Origin of the sequence: Streptomyces sp. TLI_185, from assembly GCF_003814765.1 — a bacterium.
Taxonomy (GTDB): domain Bacteria; phylum Actinomycetota; class Actinomycetes; order Streptomycetales; family Streptomycetaceae; genus Streptomyces.
Map to the genome: position 1 here is coordinate 4398194 of NZ_RKRB01000001.1, position 20903 is coordinate 4419096.

The window sequence follows — 20903 nt, forward strand, 5'->3', positions numbered from 1 at the left end:
ATGTGCAGCAGGTGTTCGGCAGAACGGCTACGAACCGAGAATCGACGCCAGGAACTCGCCCACCCAGCCCAGCAACTCCCGCCCGACCAACGGCTTTCCGCCCACCTTCGCCGTCTTCGGGCGTGGCACCAGCACCTGGTGGACGGCCGGCTTGATGACGGTGCCCGGGTACAGGCGCTTGAGCCTGAGCTCCTGGGACTCCCTCAACTCCACCGGCGCGAAGCGGATGTTGGTGCCCTGCAGGACGATCTCGCCGACCGAGCAGGCGCGGGCGAGCATGCGCAGGCCCGCCACCAGCAGCAGGTTCTCCACCGGTTCGGGCAACTTGCCGTAGCGGTCGACGAGTTCCTCGCGTACGGACTTGATGTCCTCCTCCGTGTTGGCGGAGGCGATGGCACGGTAGGCCTGGAGGCGCAGGCGCTCGCCGGGGGCGTAGTCGTGCGGGACGTGCGCGTCGACGGGGAGCTCGATCTTGACCTCCAGGGGCGGCTCCTCCTCCACCCCGCCCTCCAGGGAGGCCCGGTAGTCCGCGACCGCCTCGCCGACCATGCGGACGTACAGATCGAAGCCGACGCCCGCGATGTGGCCGGACTGTTCACCGCCGAGGAGGTTGCCGGCTCCTCGGATCTCCAGGTCCTTCATCGCGACGTACATGCCCGCGCCCATCTCGGTGTGCTGGGCGATCGTCGCCAGGCGCTCGTGGGCGGTCTCCGTCAGCGGCTTCTCCGGCGGGTACAGGAAGTACGCGTACCCGCGCTCACGGCCACGGCCCACCCGGCCGCGCAGCTGGTGCAGCTGGGAGAGGCCGAAGTTGTCGCCGCGCTCCACGATCAGGGTGTTGGCGTTGGAGATGTCGATGCCGGACTCGACGATGGTGGTCGAGACGAGGACGTCGTACTTCTTCTCCCAGAAGTCGACGACGACCTGCTCGAGGGTCGACTCGGACATCTGGCCATGGGCCGTCGCGATCCGCGCCTCGGGGACGATCTCGCGCAGGCGGGAGGCCGCCCGGTCGATCGACTCCACCCGGTTGTGGATGTAGAAGACCTGGCCCTCGCGCAGCAGTTCACGTCGGATCGCGGCGCCGATCTGCTTCTCCTCGTACGGCCCGACGAAAGTCAGGACGGGGTGGCGCTCCTCCGGGGGTGTCGTGATCGTGGACATCTCACGGATGCCGGTCACGGCCATTTCCAGCGTCCTGGGGATGGGGGTCGCGGACATCGTCAGTACGTCGACGTTCGCGCGCAGCTTCTTCAGCTGCTCCTTGTGCTCGACGCCGAAGCGCTGCTCCTCGTCGACGATGACCAGGCCGAGGTCCTTGAACTTCGTCTCCGAGGAGAAGAGGCGGTGGGTGCCGATGACGACGTCCACCGAGCCCTCCCGCAGCCCCTCCAGGGTCGTCTTCGCCTCGGTGTCCGTCTGGAAGCGGCTCAACGCCCTCACGTTGACGGGGAATTGGGAATAGCGCTCGGAGAACGTTCCGAAGTGCTGCTGGACCAGGAGGGTGGTGGGGACCAGGACCGCCACCTGCTTTCCGTCCTGTACGGCCTTGAAGGCGGCCCGGACCGCGATCTCCGTCTTGCCGTAGCCGACGTCGCCGCAGATCAGGCGGTCCATGGGGACCGACTTCTCCATGTCTTCCTTGACCTCGGCGATGGTGGTGAGCTGGTCGGGCGTCTCCGCGTACGGGAAGGCGTCCTCCAGCTCGCGCTGCCAGGGGGTGTCCGGGCCGAAGGTGTGGCCGGGGGCCGCCATGCGCGCGCTGTACAGCCTGATGAGGTCGGCCGCGATCTCCTTGACGGCCTTCTTCGCGCGTGCCTTGGTCTTGGTCCAGTCGGCGCCGCCCAGGCGGTGCAGGGTGGGGGCCTCGCCACCGACGTACTTGGTGATCTGCTCCAGCTGGTCGGTGGGGATGTAGAGCCGGTCGCCGGGCTGGCCGCGCTTGGCGGGGGCGTACTCGACGACCAGGTACTCGCGGGTGGCGCCCTGGACCGTGCGCTGCACCATCTCGATGTAGCGGCCGACGCCGTGCTGCTCGTGGACGATGTAGTCGCCCGCCTCCAGGGTGAGCGGGTCGATGGTCTTGCGGCGGCGGGCCGGCATCCGGGCGCCGTCCTTGCCCGCCGCCTTCTGGCCGGACAGGTCGGTCTCGGTCAGGACGGCGAGCTTCAGCGTCGTATCGATGAAGCCGTAGTCGATCGAGCCGCACGCCACGTGGACGACGGACGGGGAGATCGCCCCGAGTTCCACGTCGAGGCGGGCCGCGATGCCCTCGCCGCCGAGCACCTCGACGGTGCGGGCCGCCGGGCCGTGCGCCTCGGTGACGTACACCGTGCGCCAGCCTTCGGCGAGCCAGCCCTTGGTGTCGGCGAGGGCCTTGGCGGTGTCGCCGCGGTAGGTCTCGGGGGCGTTCATGCCGAGCTTGAGGGTGTCTGCGTCAAGGTCCTCGTCGGCGGCGAAGGGGGAGACCGACCACCACATCATGTCCAGCTCGCGGGCCCGGTCGCGGACGTCCGCGATGGACCAGAGGGAGGCCGCGCCGACGTCGATGGGGGCCTCGCCACCGCCCGCGGTGGCCGCCCAGGACGCCTGCAGGAACTCCTGCGAGGTCGCCACCAGATCGGCGGCACGCGTGCGTACCCGCTCCGGATCACACACGACGGCCATGGCGCCCTTGGGCAGGACGTCGATCAGCAGCTCCATGTCGTCGACCAGGACGGGCGCGAGGGACTCCATGCCCTCGACCGCGATGCCCTCGGCGATCCTGCCGAGCAGTTCGCCCAGCTCCGGGTGCTGCTCTGCGAGGGCACGCGCACGCGCACGTACGTCGTCCGTGAGCAGGAGTTCACGGCAGGGCGGGGCCCACAGGCCGTGGTCGGCGACTTCGAGGGAGCGCTGGTCGGCGACCTTGAAGTAGCGGATCTCCTCGACGTCGTCGCCCCAGAACTCCACGCGCAGGGGGTGTTCCTCGGTGGGCGGGAAGACATCCAGGATGCCGCCTCGTACGGCGAACTCGCCGCGCTTCTCGACGAGCTCCACGCGCGCGTACGCGGCGGCGGCGAGGGCCTCCACGATCTCGTTCAGGTCGGCGGTCTGGCCGGTGCGCAGAGCCACCGGTTCCAGGTCTCCGAGGCCCTTGACCTGCGGTTGCAGCACGGACCGTACGGGGGCCACGACGACGGAGACCGGGCCGGTCTCGGGGTCGTCGGGGCGGGGGTGGGCCAGGCGGCGCAGGACGGCGAGGCGTCGTCCGACGGTGTCGCTGCGGGGGCTCAGCCGCTCGTGCGGGAGCGTCTCCCAGGACGGGTAGTCCACGACGCCGTCCGACGGGAGCAGCGAGCGAAGGGCGGCGGCAAGGTCCTCCGCCTCGCGTCCTGTCGCCGTCACCGCCAGCACGGGGCGGCCGGTCTCGCGGGCGAGTGCGGCGATCGCGAAGGGGCGGGCGGCGGGGGGACCGACGAGGTCGATGTGCATGCGGTTGCCGTCTGTGGCCGCCTTGACGGCTTCTGCGAGGGCGGTGTCCTTGACGACGGCGTCGAGCAGACCGTGCAGGCTCATTCGGGGCGGCTTTCGTCCGGGGGTGGGCAACGCGAATCGCCCGACGCGGTGACCGGCCGGGGGGTCTCCAGCGTACGTCGATGCTCGGGCGGGTGTCGGGGGCTGTGGGTTTCGCCCCCGCCGCCCCTGCCCGTCCCGTCCTGGGGGCTGCGCCCGCAGCCCCCCGCTTTCGGCCTGGACGGCCTCGTCCTCGAACACCGGACGGGCTGAAGGACACTGGCCGGCACCGAGAAAGAAACAGGCAACTGCCCGGTGCCGGTGAGTCCCCCAGGACTCACCGGCACCGGGCGCTCCCCCGCAACCCCCGTGTGCGGTGGCTATTCGGTGGCGATGGCGTTCAGTACGTTCATGCGGCCTGCCCGGAAGGCCGGGATCAGTGCTGCGAACAGGCCCACGAAGGCCGAGCCGAGGAAGACGGCGATCAGGGTCGGCCACGGGATCTCGAGGACCTTCAGGCCCTCCAGGGCGAGCAGCTGCTGGGCCGTCGCGCCCCAGCCCATGCCCAGCCCGAGGCCCAGCAGGGCGCCGAACAGGGCGATCACCACGGACTCCATGCGGATCATCCTGCGCAGCTGCCGCCGCGACAGGCCGATGGCCCGCATCAGGCCGATCTCCCTGGTCCGCTCGACCACCGACAGCGCCAGGGTGTTCACGACACCGAGGATCGCGACGATGATCGCGAGGGCCAGCAGGCCGTAGATCATGTTCAGCAGCTGGCCGATCTGGTCCTTCAGCGCCTGCTTGTAGTCGGTCTGGTCGCGCACCTTGTACTGCGGGTAGTCGTGCAGCGCGGACTTCAGCGACTTGTACGCGGCGTCCTGCCGGCCGTCCCTGGCGGTGGCGAAGACCAGCTGGTCCAAGGGCATCTTGTCGGCCGGCACGTACTTGGCGAGCGTGGCGATGGAGGTGTACTTCGCGCCCTGGTCGATCACGTCGTCGCTGGTGGTGATCGCGCGCACCGTCAGGTGTGCGGTGGTGGCGCTGTCCTTGAACCTGACGTCGATCTTCGAGCCGAGGTGGATGCCGTGGGCCTTGGCGAACTTCTCGTGCACGGACATCGAGTCCGGAAGGTAGGCGTCCTTGAGGTTCCCCGCGACGGTCTTCTTGCGCAGGTCGGTCGCGTACGTCGGGTCGGCCGCCGTGATGTCGGTGTCCTTGAGGGTCTTGCCGTCGGGGGTGGTGTAGTCGGCCTCGGCCGTCCGGTACTCGGTGACCCGCGCCAGCCCCGGGGTGTCCTTCACGGCCTTGACCGCCTGCGGCGTGACCAGCTGGCCGCTGTCGGACTGGATGATGAAGTCGGTGCCGACGGTCTTGTCGAGCTGGTCGGTCGCGGAGGCGACCATCGACGAGCCCACCACGGACAGACAGGCGACCAGGGCGAGGCCGATCATCAGGGCGGCGCCCGTGGCACCCGTGCGGCGCGGGTTGCGCAGCGCGTTGCGTTCGGCCATCCGTCCGACCGGTCCGAAGGCCCGCAGCAGTACGGCGCCCAGGACGCGCACCACGCCGCCCGCGAGCAGCGGGCCGATGACGACGAACCCGATCAGGGAGAGCACCACGCCCAGGCCGAGCCAGAGCGAACCGTCGCGGGCCTTGTCGACGTTGGCGGCCAGGTAGAGGCTGTAGCCGCCGGCGCCGGTGAGCACCAGGCCCACCAGGGCCCGTATGCGGCCCGCCTTGGCGTCGGCGGGGGCGCCGGCGTCGCGCAGTGCGGCCATCGGGGAGACCTTGCCGGCCCGGCGGGCGGGCAGGTAGGCGGCGAGGACGGTGACGACGACGCCGAGCAGGAGGCCGACCACCGGGGTCGTCCAGGCGACCGTCAGATCACTGGTCGACAGGTGCATGCCCATCTGGCCCATGAGCTTCATCAGGCCGACCGCGAGGCCGACACCTGCGCCGACCCCCAGCACCGAGCCGAACACACCCAGCAGCAGTGCCTCGGCCAGCACCGACCGGTTGACCTGCTTGCGGCTGGACCCGATGGCCCGCATCAGGCCGATCTCGCGGGTCCGCTGGGCGACCAGCATCGAGAAGGTGTTGATGATCAGGAAGATGCCGACGAGGAAGGCGATCCCGGCGAAGCCGAGCATCGCGTACTTCATGACGTTCATGAAGCCCTCGACGTCCTTCTGGTTGGCGTCGGCGGTCTCCTTGGCGGTCTGCACCTTGTAGCCGGTGCCGAGCGCCGCGACGACGTTCTTCTTCAGCTGCGGGTCGGTCACCCCGGAGGCGGCCGTGACGTTGACGTTGGTGAAGACGCCGGTCTTCCCGACGAGCGTCTGCTGTGCGGTCTTCGTGTCGAGGTAGAAGATCGCCGCACCGGGGTTGGTGACCTGGAAGTCGGCGATGCCGGAGATCTTCGCGTGGTGCGTGCCGACCGCGCTGATCACGCCGATGTCGTCACCGAGCTCGAGGTGGTGCTTGTCGGCGGTGTCGCGGTCCACCATCACCTGGTCCGGGCCCTTGGGCGCCGTACCGGAGGTGATCTTCATGGTGCGGGCGTCGTTGCCGTTCCAGCCGCCGACGATGGTCGGGGCGCCGCTGGACGGCGACAGGCTGTCCTTCTCGGCGTCCACGACGGTCACGGAGGTGGAGAAGACGGTTCCCTCCGCCGACTTGACACCCTGTGCCCCGCGCACCTTGGCGACCACGGAGGCCGGCATGACCGGCGGCCTGCCGTTGCCGGAGGTCGTCTCGCCGCTGTCCGAGGCGCCCTTGGCGCTCACCGTCACATCGGACGAGGTCGCCTGGAACAGCTTGTCGAAGGTGGTGTTCATGGTGTCGGTGAAGACGAGCGTCCCGCAGACGAAGGCCACCGACAGCAGCACGGCGATCGCCGACAGGGCCATGCGCCCCTTGTGCGCAAAGAAGTTGCGCATCGAAGTCTTCAGCACGGTCATGACGTACGCCCCCGGGCGTCGAAGTCCTTCATACGGTCGAGGACGGCGTCCGCGGTCGGCTTGTACATCTCGTCGACGATCCGGCCGTCGGCGAGATACAGCACACGGTCCGCGTACGAGGCCGCAACCGGGTCGTGCGTCACCATCACGATGGTCTGCCCGAGCTCGTCGACCGACCGCCGCAGGAAGCCCAACACCTCTGCTCCCGCACGGGAGTCGAGGTTTCCGGTCGGCTCGTCACCGAAGATGATCTCGGGCCGGGCGGCCAGCGCACGGGCCACGGCGACGCGCTGCTGCTGACCGCCGGAGAGCTGGGTGGGCCGGTGCTTGAGCCGGTCGCTCAGCCCGACGGTGTCGACGACCCGCGCGAGCCACTGCTTGTCGGGCTTGCGCCCGGCGATGTCCATGGGCAGCGTGATGTTCTCGAGCGCGTTCAGCGTCGGCAGCAGGTTGAACGCCTGGAAGATGAACCCGATCCGGTCCCGGCGCAGCTGTGTGAGCTTCTTGTCCTTGAGCCCGGTGATCTCGGTCTCGTCGAGGTAGATCTGCCCCGACGAGACGGTGTCGAGCCCGGCCAGGCAGTGCATGAGGGTGGACTTGCCGGACCCCGAGGGGCCCATGATCGCGGTGAACTGCCCGCGGGCGATGTCCACATCCACGTGGTCGAGGGCGACGACACGGGTCTCGCCGGCCCCGTACGCCTTGACGACCTGTCGCGCCCGCGCGGCAACGGCCGTACGCCCTCCAGTGCCCCCGTGCCTGGGAATGGTCACGGCCGAAGTCATGGTAAGTCTCCTATGTCGGTTACGAAGGTGACGCACGAGTGCTGCGTCGGCCCGGTCCTGCCGGTCGTGCTGTGCTGGTTACGTGGATGAGTCTGGCGTCGGAGAGGCATCCGGCGCGCTGGTGCTCGGCACCCTCTTGTGCTGGGGAAAACCCCACCCCCGCCGGTTCGGTCAACCACCCCTCACCGGCTCCCCAGCGACGTACTGCATCATTCCGGGGGACAACCCCCGGACCCCCGGCAGAAAAGCAGGTCTGCAGGGGCGGCCTACGCGCACACCGTGCGGCGAAGCCGAGTAAGACCAGGTTAAGGACGCCCCGGGCCGCTCTCCTCCTCCGGCAGTACGAACCCTCCCCGGGCCGTAGTACGGAGGAACCCCTAGGGGCAGTCCACCGACGGGTGGAGACCTTCTCGGGGTTCCGCTCCACCCTCCGGGCCACTGAGCTTCCACCCTCCCGTCGCGTCAGGGTCAAGTGGGAAGCTGTTCGGCGGCGGATAGATGCAAGGGGAAGGAATCCTGTGGACCAGGGGGACACCGGGATACGGACGGCCGCGACGGACCGGCCACAGGACACGCGCCGACGCCGCGCCGTGGTCGCCGCGCTCATGCTCGCCATGGCGCTGGCCGCCCTCGACGCCACGATCGTCTCGACGGCCGTCCCGCAGATCGTCGGTGACCTGGGCGGCTTCTCGGTCTTCTCCTGGCTGTTCTCGGGCTATCTGCTCGCCGTGACGGTGACGCTCCCGGTGTACGGCAAGCTGTCGGACACCTTCGGCCGCAAGCCGGTCCTGATAGCGGGCGCGTCGGTGTTCCTGGCCGGTTCGCTGCTGTGTGCGGTGGCCTGGAGCATGGGGGCGTTGATCGCTTTCCGCATCCTCCAGGGCCTGGGCGGCGGGGCGCTCCAGGGCACGGTGCAGACGCTCGCCGCCGACCTCTACCCGCTCAAGGACCGCCCGAAGATCCAGTCCAAGCTGTCCACGGTGTGGGCGGTGTCGGCGGTGGCCGGCCCGGGTGTGGGAGGCGTCCTTGCGGCCTACGCCGACTGGCGCTGGATCTTCCTGGTCAACCTCCCGATCGGCGCGGTGGCGTTGTGGCTGATCGTCCGTCATCTGCACGAGCCGCAGCGGAAGCCGGCCGAGCGTCCCCGTATCGACTGGGCGGGCGCCCTGGCGGTGTTCGCGTGCGGGGGTGTCCTGCTGACGGCCCTGGTGCAGGGCGGGGTGGCCTGGCCGTGGCTGTCGGGGCCGTCAATGGCCTTGTTCGGTACGGGACTTGTGCTGGCGGCGGTGGTGGTTCTGGTCGAACGCCGGGCAGCCGAGCCGATCATCCCCGGCTGGGTGTGGCGGCGCCGTACGATCGCGGCGGTCAATCTCGCCCTGGGTGCGCTGGGGCTGCTGATGGTGGCGCCGAGTGTGTTCCTGCCGACGTACGCGCAGTCGGTGCTGGGCCTGGCCCCGGTGGCGGCCGGCTTCGTGCTGTCGGTGTGGACGCTGAGCTGGCCGGTCTCGGCGGCCCTGAGCCAGCACGTGTACCGGCGGATCGGCTTCCGCAACACCGCGATGCTCGGCATCGGGGCGGCGGCGCTGATCCTGTTCGCGTTCCCGTTCCTGCCCTACCCGGGCCGGGCCTGGCAGCCGGCCCTGCTGATGCTGCTCCTCGGCGCGGCCCTGGGTCTGTTCCAGCTCCCGCTGATCGTGGGCGTGCAGTCGACGGTGGGGTGGGCGGAACGCGGCACGACGACGGCGTCGGTGCTGTTCTGCCGTCAGACCGGCCAGACGATCGGGGCGTCGGTGTTCGGCGCGGTGGCCAACGGGGTGCTCGCCGACAGGCTGGGCGGGGCGAGCGATCTCGACTCGGTGACCCGGGGACTGGACGCGGGTCAGGTGCCGGACGCCACCCGGCGGGCGATCGCGGACGCGGTGCACGCGGTGTATCTGGGCGCCGGGTGCGCGGCCGCCGCGGCCTTCCTGGTGCTGCTGTTCCTGGCCCCCCGCCGCTTCCCGGTGCTCAAGGACTGACGGTCCACGGCGGGAGATCTGCGGCCCCCGGGCCGAAAAAGTCTGAGTTAACGCGGGTAACACCGCAGGTCAGCGTAGTAAGCGCATACCGACCAGCCAGTTTGGTGAAAACGCCGCGCGGCCGGAAACCGGCGAGTAGCGTGCGTGGCTCCGCACGCCCCCCTCCCTCCCTGCGGTCCCCGCACAGGACCCGAGCCACGCAAGGAGCACCGGGATGTCCTACGACCGGTCCCCGTCGTCCCCGTACCGCCATGCACCCGAGAACACGTCCCTGCCGTACGAGACCACGTATCCGTGGATGCCGCCCACCCCGCCGACCGAACCGGCCGGACGGCGCCGCCCTGCGCAGCCCGCTCTCGGGCACCACAGCGACCTGAGGATCCTGCGCAGCGCGCACCGCTGGCAGCGGCGCACCGCCACCCTCACCGCGCTCGGCTACTTCACGCTGTTCCTGATCCTCTCGGCGTTCGCGCCGTCGCTCATGACGACCACCGTCACCGACGGACTGCCGACAGGGCTGCTGCTCGCCCTGCTCCAGATACCCGTCACCTTGCTGGCGATCGCGCTGTACGAGCACACGGCCCGCCGCTACGTCGACCCGATCGCGGACCGCATCCGCAAGCAGGCCGAACTGGACGCCAAGCGGGAGGCGGCACGATGACCACCGGGTTCAGCGGAAACGCCCAGGCCATGTCCCTCGTCGCCTTCTCCACCGTCGCCGCGATCACCCTGCTGCTGTGCGTGATGACCGGCCCGGACGGCGACGACCTCGACGAGTTCTACACCGGCTACGGTTCCCTCTCCCCCATGCGCAACGGCCTCGCGATCGCCGGCGACTACATCTCCGCGGCGAGCGTGCTGGGCACGGGCGGCGTGATCGCCCTGTGCGGCTACGACGGGATCGCGCTCGCCCTGAGCACCGCCCTGTCGCTGATGCTGCTGATGTTCCTGCTGGCCGAACCCCTGCGCAACGCAGGCCGGTTCACGATGGGGGACGCGCTGACCCGCCGTATGCCGGGCCGGGGGGTGCGTATCACCGCCTGCGTGGTCACCATCGCCGCGCTGCTGCCCCTGATGCTGGTCCAACTGGCAGGCACGGGACAGCTGTTGGCGTTCATCCTCGGCTTCTCCGGCAACTCTCTGCAGACCGGCTGCATCATCGGGCTCGGCGCCCTGATGATCAGCTACGCGGCGATCGGCGGCATGAAGGGCACCGCCCTCATCCAGATCCTGAAGATCGTGATGCTGCTCGGCTCGGGCGCCGTGGTCGCCCTGCTGGTGCTGCGGCGCTTCGACTGGGATCCGGGAGCGCTGTTCAACGCCGCGGCCGCGCAGAGCGGCGTCGGTTCCGCCTTCCTGCACTCCGGCGTCGAGTTCGCGGGCAGCTCCAACCCCCGCCTGGACATGATCACTTCGGAGCTCACGATCGTCCTCGGCGGCGCCTGCCTGCCGCACGTCACCATGCGCATGTACACCGCGCGCAGCGCCCGTCAGGTGCGGCGCTCGATGTCGTGGGCGGTGTCGTCGGTGGTGCTGTTCGTCCTGATCATGACGGTCGTCGGGTTCGGCGCCACGGCCCTGATCGGACGGGCGGTCATCGCGCAGGCCGACCCCCAGGGCAACACGGCCTACCTGCTCGGCTCGCGGGCGGCGTTCGGTACGGACGTGTCGGCGTCGGAGACGTTCCTGTTCACCACGGTCACCACGGCGATCTTCCTGACCCTGCTCGCCTCGGTCGCCGGGATGATCCTCGCCTGCGCCAACTCGCTCGCCCACGACGTCTTCGCCACCCGTGTGCAGGAGATGCCGGAGCGCCGCGAGATGCTGCTGGCCCGGGTCTCGGCGCTCGCTGTGGGCATCCCGGCGATCCTGCTGGCCACCCTGGTCCAGCACCACAGCCTGCAACCCCTGGTGACCCTGTCCTTCTGCCTGGGCGCCTCCGCGATCGCCCCCGCCCTGGTCTACAGCCTCTTCTGGCGCCGCTACACCCGCATGGGCCTGCTGTGCACCCTCATCGGCGGCACGCTCGCGGTCCTGCTCGTCATGCCGGGCACCAACCTGGTCTCCGGCTCCCCCGTCTCCGCCTTCCCCGGCGCCGACTTCAACTGGTTCCCGTTCACGACCACCGGCCTGGTGACGATCCCCCTGGGCTTCGCCTTCGGCTGGCTCGGCACGGTGGCCTCCGGCCGCCGGGCGTCGGAGGAACAGCGACGCCAGTACGAGGCCGTGGAGGGCTGGATTCTGGCGGGGGCGGTACGCAGGAGCGGGTGACGGCCAGCGGCACACAAGCAGCGCCGGCCGTGGTCGGCGGGACGGAGGCGCGGCCGACGCCGGGCGCCTCCGTCCCGCCCGTCACTCCCCCGACGCCGAACCCGTCAACGCCGTAAGACTGTTGCGTACGTTGTCCATCTGCACCTGCATCTCGTCCGACTGCTCGCTGTGCTGCTGCAGCACCTGCTCCGTCTCCCGGCCGATCTGCTCCTCCTGCATCCGCGCCGCCGCGAGGATCTCCGCGGCGCGGGCGCTCGCCTCGTCCTGGCAGCGGTGGGCGTACTCCTCCGCGTCCATGAACTCCCGCCTCGCCTCGGCCAGCTCGGCCTCCGCACGAGCCATCCGCCCGGCCTCCCGCGCATCGATCGCCGCCGCGCGCTCGGCCTCGGCCCGCTCCACCTCGTCCCACCGCTCGGCGAACTCCTTGGCCTGCTCGGCGAGTTTCACGGTGGCGCGCTGCCGTGCCTCCCTGAGCACGCACAGCACCTCACCCCTGCCCTCCTTCAGCGCACGCCGGGCGCCGATGCGGATCTCGTCGGCCTCGGCACGCGCCACGAGCAGCCGCTGACTGGCGTGCTCCTCGGCGTCGGCGAGTACGGACTCGGCGTGCGCCTGGGCGGCGTCGAGCACGCCGCTCGCGTGCGCCTGGGCGGCCTCCACCAGGCGCTGCGCCTCCTGCCGGGCCCGCTCCCGTACGGCCGCGGCCTCCTCCTGCACATGCCGGAACAGGTCTCGGGCGCCCTCCCCGAGCGCCTCGTACGTCTGCGGGGACAGCTGCGACACGGTCTCCTGCAGCAGCGCGGCCTCCGCCTCCATGTCCTTGGCGAGGACGGTGAGCCGGGCCGCCCGCTCCCAGGCGGCGTCCCGGTCCAGGGAGAGCGCCTCGGCGAACACTTCGACCTGTTCGGGACAGTAACCACGCCCCCGTACGGCCCCGAAGCCATGGGGCGAGATCGGTGTGCTGCTCATCCTGGAACCCCTCTCCGCCGAACTCTCCGCCGTACGGGCGCGCAATGATGATTTCGCGCACATCTTGATATATCGGGCAGAAGTGTTCATAACGCGACACTCCGTAGGCGGATTGCGATCGGGGTACGAACGCAAAGGGCCGGGCCGGTCATAACGACCGGCCCGGCCCCGCACCAAACAGCTCACATCAGCTGTGACACATCACAGCAACCCGTCCCACATCTGCTCCAGCAGCACCGACCACCAGCTCTCCGGCGAACCGAGTGCCGCCGGGTCGACAGAGGCCAGCTGGGCCTGGAAGTCGACGGTCCAACGGCCCGCCTGCTCCTGGTTCAGCCCGAACCTGAGCCGCCACATCCGGCCCAGCAGCGCCAGACACCGCTGGAACTCGGGCAGCCCGGTGTTCACGAACTGCGGCGGCACGGGCGCACCACCGGGCCCCGCCTCCACCGGCACGGCCACGATGTTCGCGGTGCCGTACTGCACACACACCGCACGGCCGAAGTCACTGCCCATGACGAGATACGAGCCCGCGTCCGGGGCCGGCTGCACACCGCGCTCCTGCGCGAGCTCGGCGAGCGTCGGCACCGGCCGCCCCGGCTGGGCCTGCGCCCAGAAGAACGGACCCATGTCCGTCGGCAGCCCCGCAGCCACCAGCGAGTGCGCCACGACCGGCGGCACACCCTGCCGGGACACGGCAGCCTGCTCGAACCGGAACACACCCGGCCCGAACGCACCCGCCAGCTCCTGCCCGACCGCTTCCGGCGGAATCGGCGGCGCCGACTGCACCGGCGGCAACGGCGCCCGCACCGGCGCAGGTCGGGCCGGCCCGTCCGCCACCTGGTGCAACTCGCCCTGGTGCGCGAGCAGTTGCTGCATGCCCTGCTGCCGGCTCGCGTGATCCGTCCCGTACGGCGCGATGGACGTGATCCGCGCCTGCGGCCACTGCTCCCGGATCATCCGCGCACAGTACGCACCCGGCAGCTCGCACGACTCCAGCTCCGTGTGCAGCTCCAGCACCTGGTCCGGCGGCACGTTCATACCGCGCAGCTCGTGGAAGATCTGCCACTCCGGATGCGGCATACCCGGCGCCGACCGCCGGATCAACTGCTGCTCGGACCCGTCCTGCGCACGGTACCGAAGAACGGCCTGGTAACCGGGCCCCACCGTCGGCTGCCCCTGCTGCGGCGGGTACCCGTACGAGGCCGACTGCGGCGCGCCGGGCGGCGGCACCGGGCCGGGCGCCATACCGGCTCCCGGCGCCGGGGGCGCGCCGGGCGCGCCCACGGGAGGCCCGGACAACACGGTCTCCGCATGGTGTACGGCACCTCGGCCACCGGCAGCACTGCCAGGAGCACCTGGGGCGCCGGGCATGCCGGGGGGCGGCGGGGTGCCGGGGGCACCGGGTGCGCCCGGGGCGCTCGGCGGCTGCGGGGCGGCAGGGGTACCCGGAGCAGCGGGAGGCTGCGGGCCACCGAGGCCGCCAGGGGCACCGGCAGGCTGCGGGAAGCCAGGACCGCCCGGAGCACCGGGAGGCTGGGGGACGCCAGGACCTCCGGTAGCGCCAGGGGTACCCAGAGCACCGGGAGCCTGCGGGCCACCGGGGCCCCCAGGGGCACCGGCAGGCTGCGGGAAGCCAGGAGTACCGGGAGCGCCCGGGGGCTGCGGGGTGCCAGGGCCACCCGGAGCACCGGAAGGCTGAGGGAAGCCAGAGCCACCCGGAGCACCGGAAGGCTGCGGGAAGCCAGGACCACCCGGAGCAGCGGGAGGCTGCGGGCCACCGAGGCCGCCAGGGGCACCGGAAGGCTGCGGGAAGCCAGAGCCACCCGGAGCACCGGAAGGCTGCGGGAAGCCAGGACCACCCGGAGCACCGGAAGGCTGAGGGCCACCGGGACCACCCGGAGCACTCGGAGGCTGCGGGAAGCCAGGGCCTCCGGGAGCGCCAGGCGTACCCGGGGCCTGCGGAACACCAGGCGCACCAGGCGCACCCGGAGCCGCAGGAGGCTGGGGCGGGCCACTCATGCCAGGAGCACCCTGCGCGAAGGGAGCGCCGGGCGCGCTCGGTGCACCCGGGGTGCCGGAAAATGCCTGCGCGCCGGGCGCACCCGGAACCCCCGGAGGACCCGGAGGCTGCGGCGCACCGGGAACCCCCGGAGGAGTCGGAGGCTGCGGCGCACCCGGCCCCATCCGACCGGGGTCGGCGAGCATCGTGGCGGCTTGGTGGACGTTGGCCGGAGGCGTACCGCCGGGCGCGTTCGGCGCGCCGGGCGGGTGGGGGACGCCCGGTGGGTTCGGCGCCCCCGGCGGATTCGGGGCACCTCCCGGAGCCGCCGGCGCCTGCGGAGCGCCGGGCCCCGCAGCACCCTCAGGCCCGTCGGGACCGAGCGCCGACACCAACTGCGTCGGAACGTACCCGCCCGCACCGGGCCCCGGCGGAGGCGGAGGCGCGCTCCCCGGCCGGGCACCCGGCGTCCCCGGAGCACTCGGCGGAGGCGGCGTGGACGAACTCCGGCGCGGCGGAGCCGCCTTGCTCGTCGCGGCGTCCGCGATGTCCCCGGCGTTCGGCGCGAGCGGCCGCCCAGGGGCGCCCGGCGCCTGCGGGTAACCGTAAGAAGGCGCGGGCGGCACAGACGGAGCCCCAGCACCCGGCGCCTGCGGATAGCCGTACGACGGAGGCGGAGGCGGAGGCGGCGCCCCCTGCGGATACCCGTACCCCGGAGGCGGCGCAGGCGTACCACCCGGCACCGCGCCGGCACCCTGCGGATACCCATAGCCCGGAGGCGACGCAGGCGTACCGCCCTGAGCCCCCGGCTCATCCACCGCCGGTTCCACCGCAGTCCGCGGAAGCCGGCTGCCGCCAGACATCAGCGCCGTCTCGGCGTCCGGCGGCGTTTCCTCGCCCGCATCGTTCAGCGGCGGCGCGAACACGGTCGCGGGCAGCGGGACCGAAAGGTCCTCGCCGCCGCCGTTGGTGTCCGTCCCGGCCCAAGGAGTCGCCCCGGCGGGCGCACCCGGCGTACCCGGCGCATCACCACCCGCCCCGGCCTCCGGCCACCCCGCACCCTCACCCGACGAACCAGCCGCAGCCGCACCGGCACCCCGCCGATCCGCGATCCCCAACTTGTCCGCCGCCTCCTGCAACCACTCCGGAGGACTCAGCAGGAACGACGTCTGATTCAGATCCACCCGCGCCGAAGCCGCAGGCACCGGCTCCGCAGCCTCGTCGCGACGGCCGTACTCCTCCTCGTACCGGCGAATCACCTCACCCACCGGCAACGACGGCCACAACGTCGCCTCACCGCTGTCCCGGGCGATCACCAGCCGCTGCAGACCCCCGTCCGAACGCGGCCCCTCCGCCCGGTCCTCGGCCCACACCACGAACCCGAGACCGAACTCCCGCACCCGCACCTCACGATGCTGATACGACGGCACATCCCCGTTGATCCACTCCTCGGCGCGCTCCTGCGCCTGCGCAAAGGTCACCATCGCAACGCTCACTCCCCCACCGAAGAGACGGAAGAGACCGGAACGGAATGCGCGAACCCGCCGTCCACCATCAGATTCGCCACCGTCTCCAACTCCGGCGGATTGCCCGCAAGCCGCGACAAGAACGCGTCGAAGTCCTCACCGCACGGCAACAGCAACCGCTCCACCCGGTCCGCCGGCGCCCACGAAGGATCCACGTCCCGAGCGTCGTCATACGCACAGAACCACACCGAACCGAGCCGCTCGCCCTTCACCTTCACCGCCAGCAACCCGCCCTGCACAAACCCAACACCCAAGTAATCCTTGGTCAGATGGTCACGCAGACACTTGTTGACGTAGACCAGATCATTGACCGCCGCCTCCTCCCGCACCGTGAAGAACGGCTGGTCGATCAGCAGCCCCAACTCGGCATCCAGCGCCGCACCCACCGGCGCACACCCACCCGCCGCCTTCAGAAACGAACGGTACGCACCCGGCAGCCGATACCCGAGGTCCTCCTCGACCCCCTGCACCTGCAACTCCGTCACCGCCACACCCGACTTCGGCAACCCGAAATGCGCCGGCCGCGTCTCCTGCAACGGCCGCGTCCCCCGCTTGCCCTGATCCACCGCCGCCGTCGCGATCCCACCGTGATGCCGCAGCAACGCCTTCACCTCGACCGGCACCAACTCCAGCCGCCGCGAACCCACCACGTGATGCCACGTCCAGCCATGCGGCGTCGCCACCGCCGGCACCGTGTCCCACAACTCGTGCCCCGTCGCCGCAAGCGCCGCATTCGCCGACACATAGTCCGTCAGCCGCAGCTCATCGACACCGAAACCCTCCGGCGGCTCCGCAATCTCCGCAACAGCACGCGCATAGACCGAGAAATCGGGGTAACCACGCTCGTCGACCCGTACCCCTCTCGGGTGACGTGCGGCCCGGACCGGATCCGGGAAATGCACGACCTGCCCGGCATAGGCCGCGTTCGGCGGCGCGGCCTGCCCCCCAGCCTGGCCGCTGGGCGGTGCCCCCAGCCCGAGCCGACCTGTCGTCATGGCGGTTGCCCCCTGCGGCACTCTGGTACGACCCGCAACGACCGGCCCAAACCGCCCGCCACGCCCCGTATCGACTGTCTCGTCCGTCTCGACTTCCGTCTCGACCGTCACCGCGCGTGTCACCACGCGCCGACCGCACACATCGCGGTGCCGACAGCCTATGCGGTACGACCGGACCGGTCACCGGGCACCGGTCAGCCGCCCTCCGCTTCCGTGACCAGCCGTCACCCCGCCGTGACAGCCCGCCCAAACCCGGGCGTGTCGCACCGCCCCAGCTTCCGCACCAGCCACGGCATTTGGCACTCTGTGACGTCCGGGGGAGGCTCGGGAGGGGATGACGATCATGAACGCGACGCAGACGGGACCACACACGGCCCCGCACACCGGGCCGTCCGGCGACCCCCGCATCGGCTGGAGCGCCACCGAAACCCCCCACGCACCCACCCTGCTCCACCGCCGCGACGGCATACTCCCCACCGTCGCCGCCGCCCTCTCCGTCCGCGGCGCCACCCTCACCGGCACCGCCGCCCGCGGCGACCAGCCCCCACCCCTGCACCCACTCGTCCAGGACTTCCTCGACACCCTCACCAGCGCCCAACGCGACCGCTTCACCGGCCGCTGCGCCGAAACCATCCTCATCTCCCGCCACATAGCCGCCGCGGACGCCGCCCGCAGCAAACGCGCCACCCGCAAACCCATGACCCACAGCGAAGCCCGCAAAGCCCTCAAACAGGCCAAACTCACCGCCCGCCGCATCCGCGAGGACGGCGACCCCCTCCACGGCAGCTTCGCCACCCCCTGCCGCGCCTGCACCGCCCTCAGCGCCCACTACGGCGTCCGCATCGTCAACCCCGCAACAGACGACTGACCCCCACCACACGCAAGACGGCCCCGCGCCGACCCATGACCTCGACGATCGAAGGGCAGATGCACCCCGACCGCACCTCGACCACGCGCTTCCCCGTACCCGTCGACGCCGCCCTCCGCGCCGCCGGCTGGCAACCCGGACGCTGGGACATAAAACAGGCCGAAATCTGGGCCGACGCCCTCCGCGACCACACCTCACCCGCAGGCCACCGCCACGCCGTCTTCCCCGCCGCCGTAGAAGCCTGGGCCGAATTCGGCGGCCTCCACATCACCCCCACCGGCCCCGGCCGCCAGATCGCCCCCGCAGCCCTCCACCTCGACCCCCTGCACGGCCTCCACATGGCCCGCACCCTCAACGACCTCGGCCGCGCCCTCGACACCGAAGTCAGCCCCCTCGGCACCGAGACAGACACCCACTCCCTCATCGCCGTCGACACCGAGGGCCGCATCTACGCCCTCGATCACACAGGCGACTGGTACCTCGGCCCCGACATCGACCAAGCCCTCGGCAGCCTCATCTCAGGCATCGAGCCAGTACGACTCACCGCGGGCTGAACGCCGAAAACGGACAGCGGCCCTACGCCGCCGGAATCACCGCCGACACCCGGAAACCCCCCACATCCGTCGGCCCCGACACAAACACCCCACCCAGCGCGGTCACCCGCTCCTTCATCCCCACCAGCCCGTTCCCCCCGGACGGCAACCGCGCCGACGACGCCGAACCCACCTCCGGCGGCGGCTCGTTCTCCACCTGCATCGCAATCTCCGACACCCGATGCGCAAGCCGCACATACGTCTTCGCACCCGCCGCATGCTTGTGGACGTTCGTCAACGCCTCCTGCACCACGCGATACGCGGTCTGCTCCACCTCAGCGGCATACGACCGCACATCCCCCTCCACGGACAGATCCACCACCATGCCCGCAGCCGCCGACTGCCCGACGAGTTCCTCCAACTCCTCCAGGCAGGGCCCCTCCCCCTCATCGGCCGCCTTCGAAGCCGCCACAGCAGCGGCCACTCCCACCGCCGCCAACGGAACGGACCGCTCGGCCCGCCGCGCCCCGTCCCCACTCCGCAGCACTCCGAGCATCTCCCGCAACTCGGTCAACGCCTGCCGCCCCATGTCCCCGACGAGCGCAGCGTTCTTCACGGCCTTTTCGGGGTCTTTGCGAGCGACGGCCTGCAAGGCGGCAGCATGCACAACCATCAGGCTCACCCGATGGGCCACCACGTCATGCATCTCCCGCGCAATCCGAGTCCGCTCCTCGTTCCGCGCCCACTCGGCCCGCTCCTCAGCCCGCTCGGCGAGCAACTGCAACTCCCGCTCAAGACTGTCGGCCCGCTCCCGGAGACTCTCCATCAACCGCCGCCGAGCCCCCACATACAAACCCAGCAGCAGAGGCGGCGCAGTCATCCCGATCGCCGTCGTGATCGCAGCAAACGGAACGAACCAGTCCCCCAGATCCCACGTCCCCCGCGCCATGTCCTGCCGCACCCGCACGAACATCACGATCAACATGCCGACCAGCGACATCCCCGCCAGCGAACCGATGATCCGCCGCGGCAACTCGGAAGCGGCGAGCGTGTACAGCCCGACGATCCCCATCAGATAGCCCATCTGGGCCGGAGTGATCGCGATCGAAACCAGCACAACAGCAATCGGCCACTGCCGCCTCACAAGCAGCGCCGAGCCCGCCAACACCCCGAACACAACCCCCGCGGCCACCGGAATCCCCGCGTCCCGCGCGAACCGAACCCCCTCGAACGCACACTCCAGCGCCGACGCCACCGCCAGACCGACATCCAAGGCCGCACTGCGCCACCTGGCCCACCACCACGGCCCTCCCCGGGCCCTGGCGTCCTCTTCCCCCGTCGTGGTCATGCCTCCAGCCTAAGCGCGTCCGCGCCCCGTTTTCCGGCGAGTTTCCGTGATGGGTCTACACCACACTCCGTGACCGAGCAGGCACGAAACCACCCACTTTCCCTCGAACTGCTGAATCGCTCACCGTTCGACCCCGGAACCGATCATTCCGCCCTGGACGGTATGCCCATGGCACATTCAAATGGCAAATACGCCGACTTCGAGGGGCTGCGGGAGCAGGCGGTTGCGCTGCGACGGCAGGGCTACAGCCTTCGGCAGATTCGGGACGCGCTTCAGGTCCACAACAAGGAGACACTTCAGCGCCTCGTCGAGGGCGAGCCGCCTCCGGAATGGACGAAGCGGCCGCGCGCGAAGGACGAACTGCGCGAGAGGGCTCGCGAACTACGACAGCAAGGTTGGACGTATAACCAGATCCAGGCGGAGTTGGGCTGTTCCAAGAGTTCGGTATCGCTCTGGGTGCGAGATCTGCCGCACCCAGAGCCCAAGTGCACGCCAGAGGAACAACGAGCGCGCATGAACGAGGGACTGGCACGGCTACACGCGGGCCGAGACCAAGAACGCCAGGCGACCAAGTCGGCCGCGGCAGCAGCAGTGGGCAAGCTGTCGGATCGCGAGTTGTTCATCGCAGGCGTCGCCCTCTATTGGGCCGAGGGCGCCAAAGACAAGCCGCACCGCCGCACCGAGGTCCTGCAGTTCATCAATAGCGACCCCAACGTCATCAAGCTCTTCCTGCGCTGGCTTGAGCTCCTGGAGGTGAAACGAGACCGCTTGACCCTTCGGGTCAGCATCCACGAGACCGCAGACGTGGAGGCCGCAGAGCAGTTCTGGGCCGACATCGTGGGCGTCGACGTGACGGCGTTCAGCAAGGCCACCCTGAAGAAGCACAACCCTCGGACGGTCCGCAAGAACACCGGCGATACCTACCGCGGCTGCCTCGTGATCTACGTCCGGCAGAGCGCTGACCTATACCGTCGCATGGAAGGCGCCTGGTACGGCATAGTAGGAGGCGCCGCTCGGCAGCCTGACTAAATGTCCGGTTTGGTCGAGTTTATTCCCCCGTGGTGTAATTGGCAGCACTGTGGCTTTTGGTGCCATCTGTCCGGGTTCAAGTCCTGGCGGGGGAGCTTAAC

Annotated in this window: 13 protein-coding genes and 1 tRNA gene; 7 read left to right on the forward strand and 7 right to left on the reverse strand. The window is 70.5% G+C overall.

Going from position 1 to position 20903, the window contains the following annotated elements; translation table 11 throughout:
- Positions 1–27 precede the first annotated feature (27 nt).
- From mfd to EDD92_RS20095, 3 genes are all read right to left on the reverse strand, one after another.
- A complete protein-coding gene (gene mfd, locus EDD92_RS20085) occupies positions 28–3558 on the reverse strand; it encodes a transcription-repair coupling factor (protein ID WP_123965599.1) in 3531 nt (1176 codons plus the stop codon).
- Positions 3559–3875: 317 nt separating this feature from the next.
- Positions 3876–6458 (reverse strand): ABC transporter permease, encoded by a 2583-nt coding sequence (locus EDD92_RS20090; RefSeq protein ID WP_123965600.1) that lies wholly within the window; start codon positions 6456–6458, stop codon positions 3876–3878.
- The gene (locus EDD92_RS20095) at positions 6455–7243 is read right to left on the reverse strand and encodes an ABC transporter ATP-binding protein (RefSeq protein WP_123965601.1); all 789 of its coding nucleotides are present in this window, start codon (positions 7241–7243) and stop codon (positions 6455–6457) included. Before EDD92_RS20095 ends, EDD92_RS20090 begins: the two co-directional genes overlap by 4 nt.
- A gap of 605 nt (positions 7244–7848) precedes the next feature.
- On the opposite strand from EDD92_RS20095, the gene EDD92_RS20100 reads away from it, so the two are divergent.
- From EDD92_RS20100 to EDD92_RS20110, 3 genes are all read left to right on the forward strand, one after another.
- Positions 7849–9261 (forward strand): MFS transporter, encoded by a 1413-nt coding sequence (locus EDD92_RS20100; protein WP_399185435.1) that lies wholly within the window; start codon positions 7849–7851, stop codon positions 9259–9261.
- A 214-nt stretch (positions 9262–9475) separates the two neighbouring features.
- Entirely contained in the window at positions 9476–9922 is a 447-nt protein-coding gene (locus EDD92_RS20105) for a DUF485 domain-containing protein (protein ID WP_123965602.1), read from the forward strand.
- Positions 9919–11532: a cation acetate symporter gene (locus tag EDD92_RS20110; protein WP_123965603.1), complete on the forward strand. Its 1614-nt coding sequence runs from the start codon at positions 9919–9921 to the stop codon at positions 11530–11532. The genes EDD92_RS20105 and EDD92_RS20110 overlap by 4 nt, the downstream gene beginning before the upstream one ends.
- An 81-nt stretch (positions 11533–11613) precedes the next feature.
- On the opposite strand, the gene EDD92_RS20115 is transcribed toward EDD92_RS20110, so the two are convergent.
- From EDD92_RS20115 to EDD92_RS52125, 3 genes are all read right to left on the reverse strand, one after another.
- Positions 11614–12501: a cellulose-binding protein gene (locus EDD92_RS20115; protein ID WP_123965604.1), complete on the reverse strand. Its 888-nt coding sequence runs from the start codon at positions 12499–12501 to the stop codon at positions 11614–11616.
- 201 nt (positions 12502–12702) lie between these two features.
- Positions 12703–15051, reverse strand: coding sequence for an SUKH-4 family immunity protein (locus tag EDD92_RS20120; protein WP_399185437.1), 2349 nt, complete (start codon positions 15049–15051; stop codon positions 12703–12705).
- Positions 15052–15995: 944 nt separating this feature from the next.
- Complete coding sequence (locus EDD92_RS52125) at positions 15996–17024, reverse strand: SMI1/KNR4 family protein (protein WP_123970463.1); 1029 nt, start codon at positions 17022–17024, stop codon at positions 15996–15998.
- A gap of 334 nt (positions 17025–17358) precedes the next feature.
- Here EDD92_RS52125 and EDD92_RS20130 point away from each other — a divergent pair, with 334 nt between their 5' ends.
- Positions 17359–17892 carry a YwqJ-related putative deaminase gene (locus EDD92_RS20130; RefSeq protein ID WP_123965606.1) on the forward strand — a complete coding sequence of 178 codons (534 nt, stop codon included), beginning with the start codon at positions 17359–17361 and terminating at the stop codon, positions 17890–17892.
- A 59-nt stretch (positions 17893–17951) separates the two neighbouring features.
- Positions 17952–18446 carry an SUKH-3 domain-containing protein gene (locus EDD92_RS20135; RefSeq protein WP_123970464.1) on the forward strand — a complete coding sequence of 165 codons (495 nt, stop codon included), beginning with the start codon at positions 17952–17954 and terminating at the stop codon, positions 18444–18446.
- A gap of 22 nt (positions 18447–18468) precedes the next feature.
- Here EDD92_RS20135 and EDD92_RS20140 read toward each other — a convergent pair whose 3' ends face one another.
- On the reverse strand, positions 18469–19773 hold the full coding sequence (locus tag EDD92_RS20140; RefSeq protein ID WP_123965607.1) for a sensor histidine kinase: 1305 nt from the start codon (positions 19771–19773) through the stop codon (positions 18469–18471).
- Between the two features lie 168 nt (positions 19774–19941).
- On the opposite strand from EDD92_RS20140, the gene EDD92_RS20145 reads away from it, so the two are divergent.
- Both EDD92_RS20145 and EDD92_RS20150 read left to right on the forward strand, forming a co-directional pair.
- A complete protein-coding gene (locus tag EDD92_RS20145) occupies positions 19942–20802 on the forward strand; it encodes a hypothetical protein (protein WP_123970465.1) in 861 nt (286 codons plus the stop codon).
- 23 nt (positions 20803–20825) lie between these two features.
- Positions 20826–20897, forward strand: a tRNA-Gln gene (locus EDD92_RS20150).
- The last annotated feature ends 6 nt before the right edge of the window (positions 20898–20903 follow it).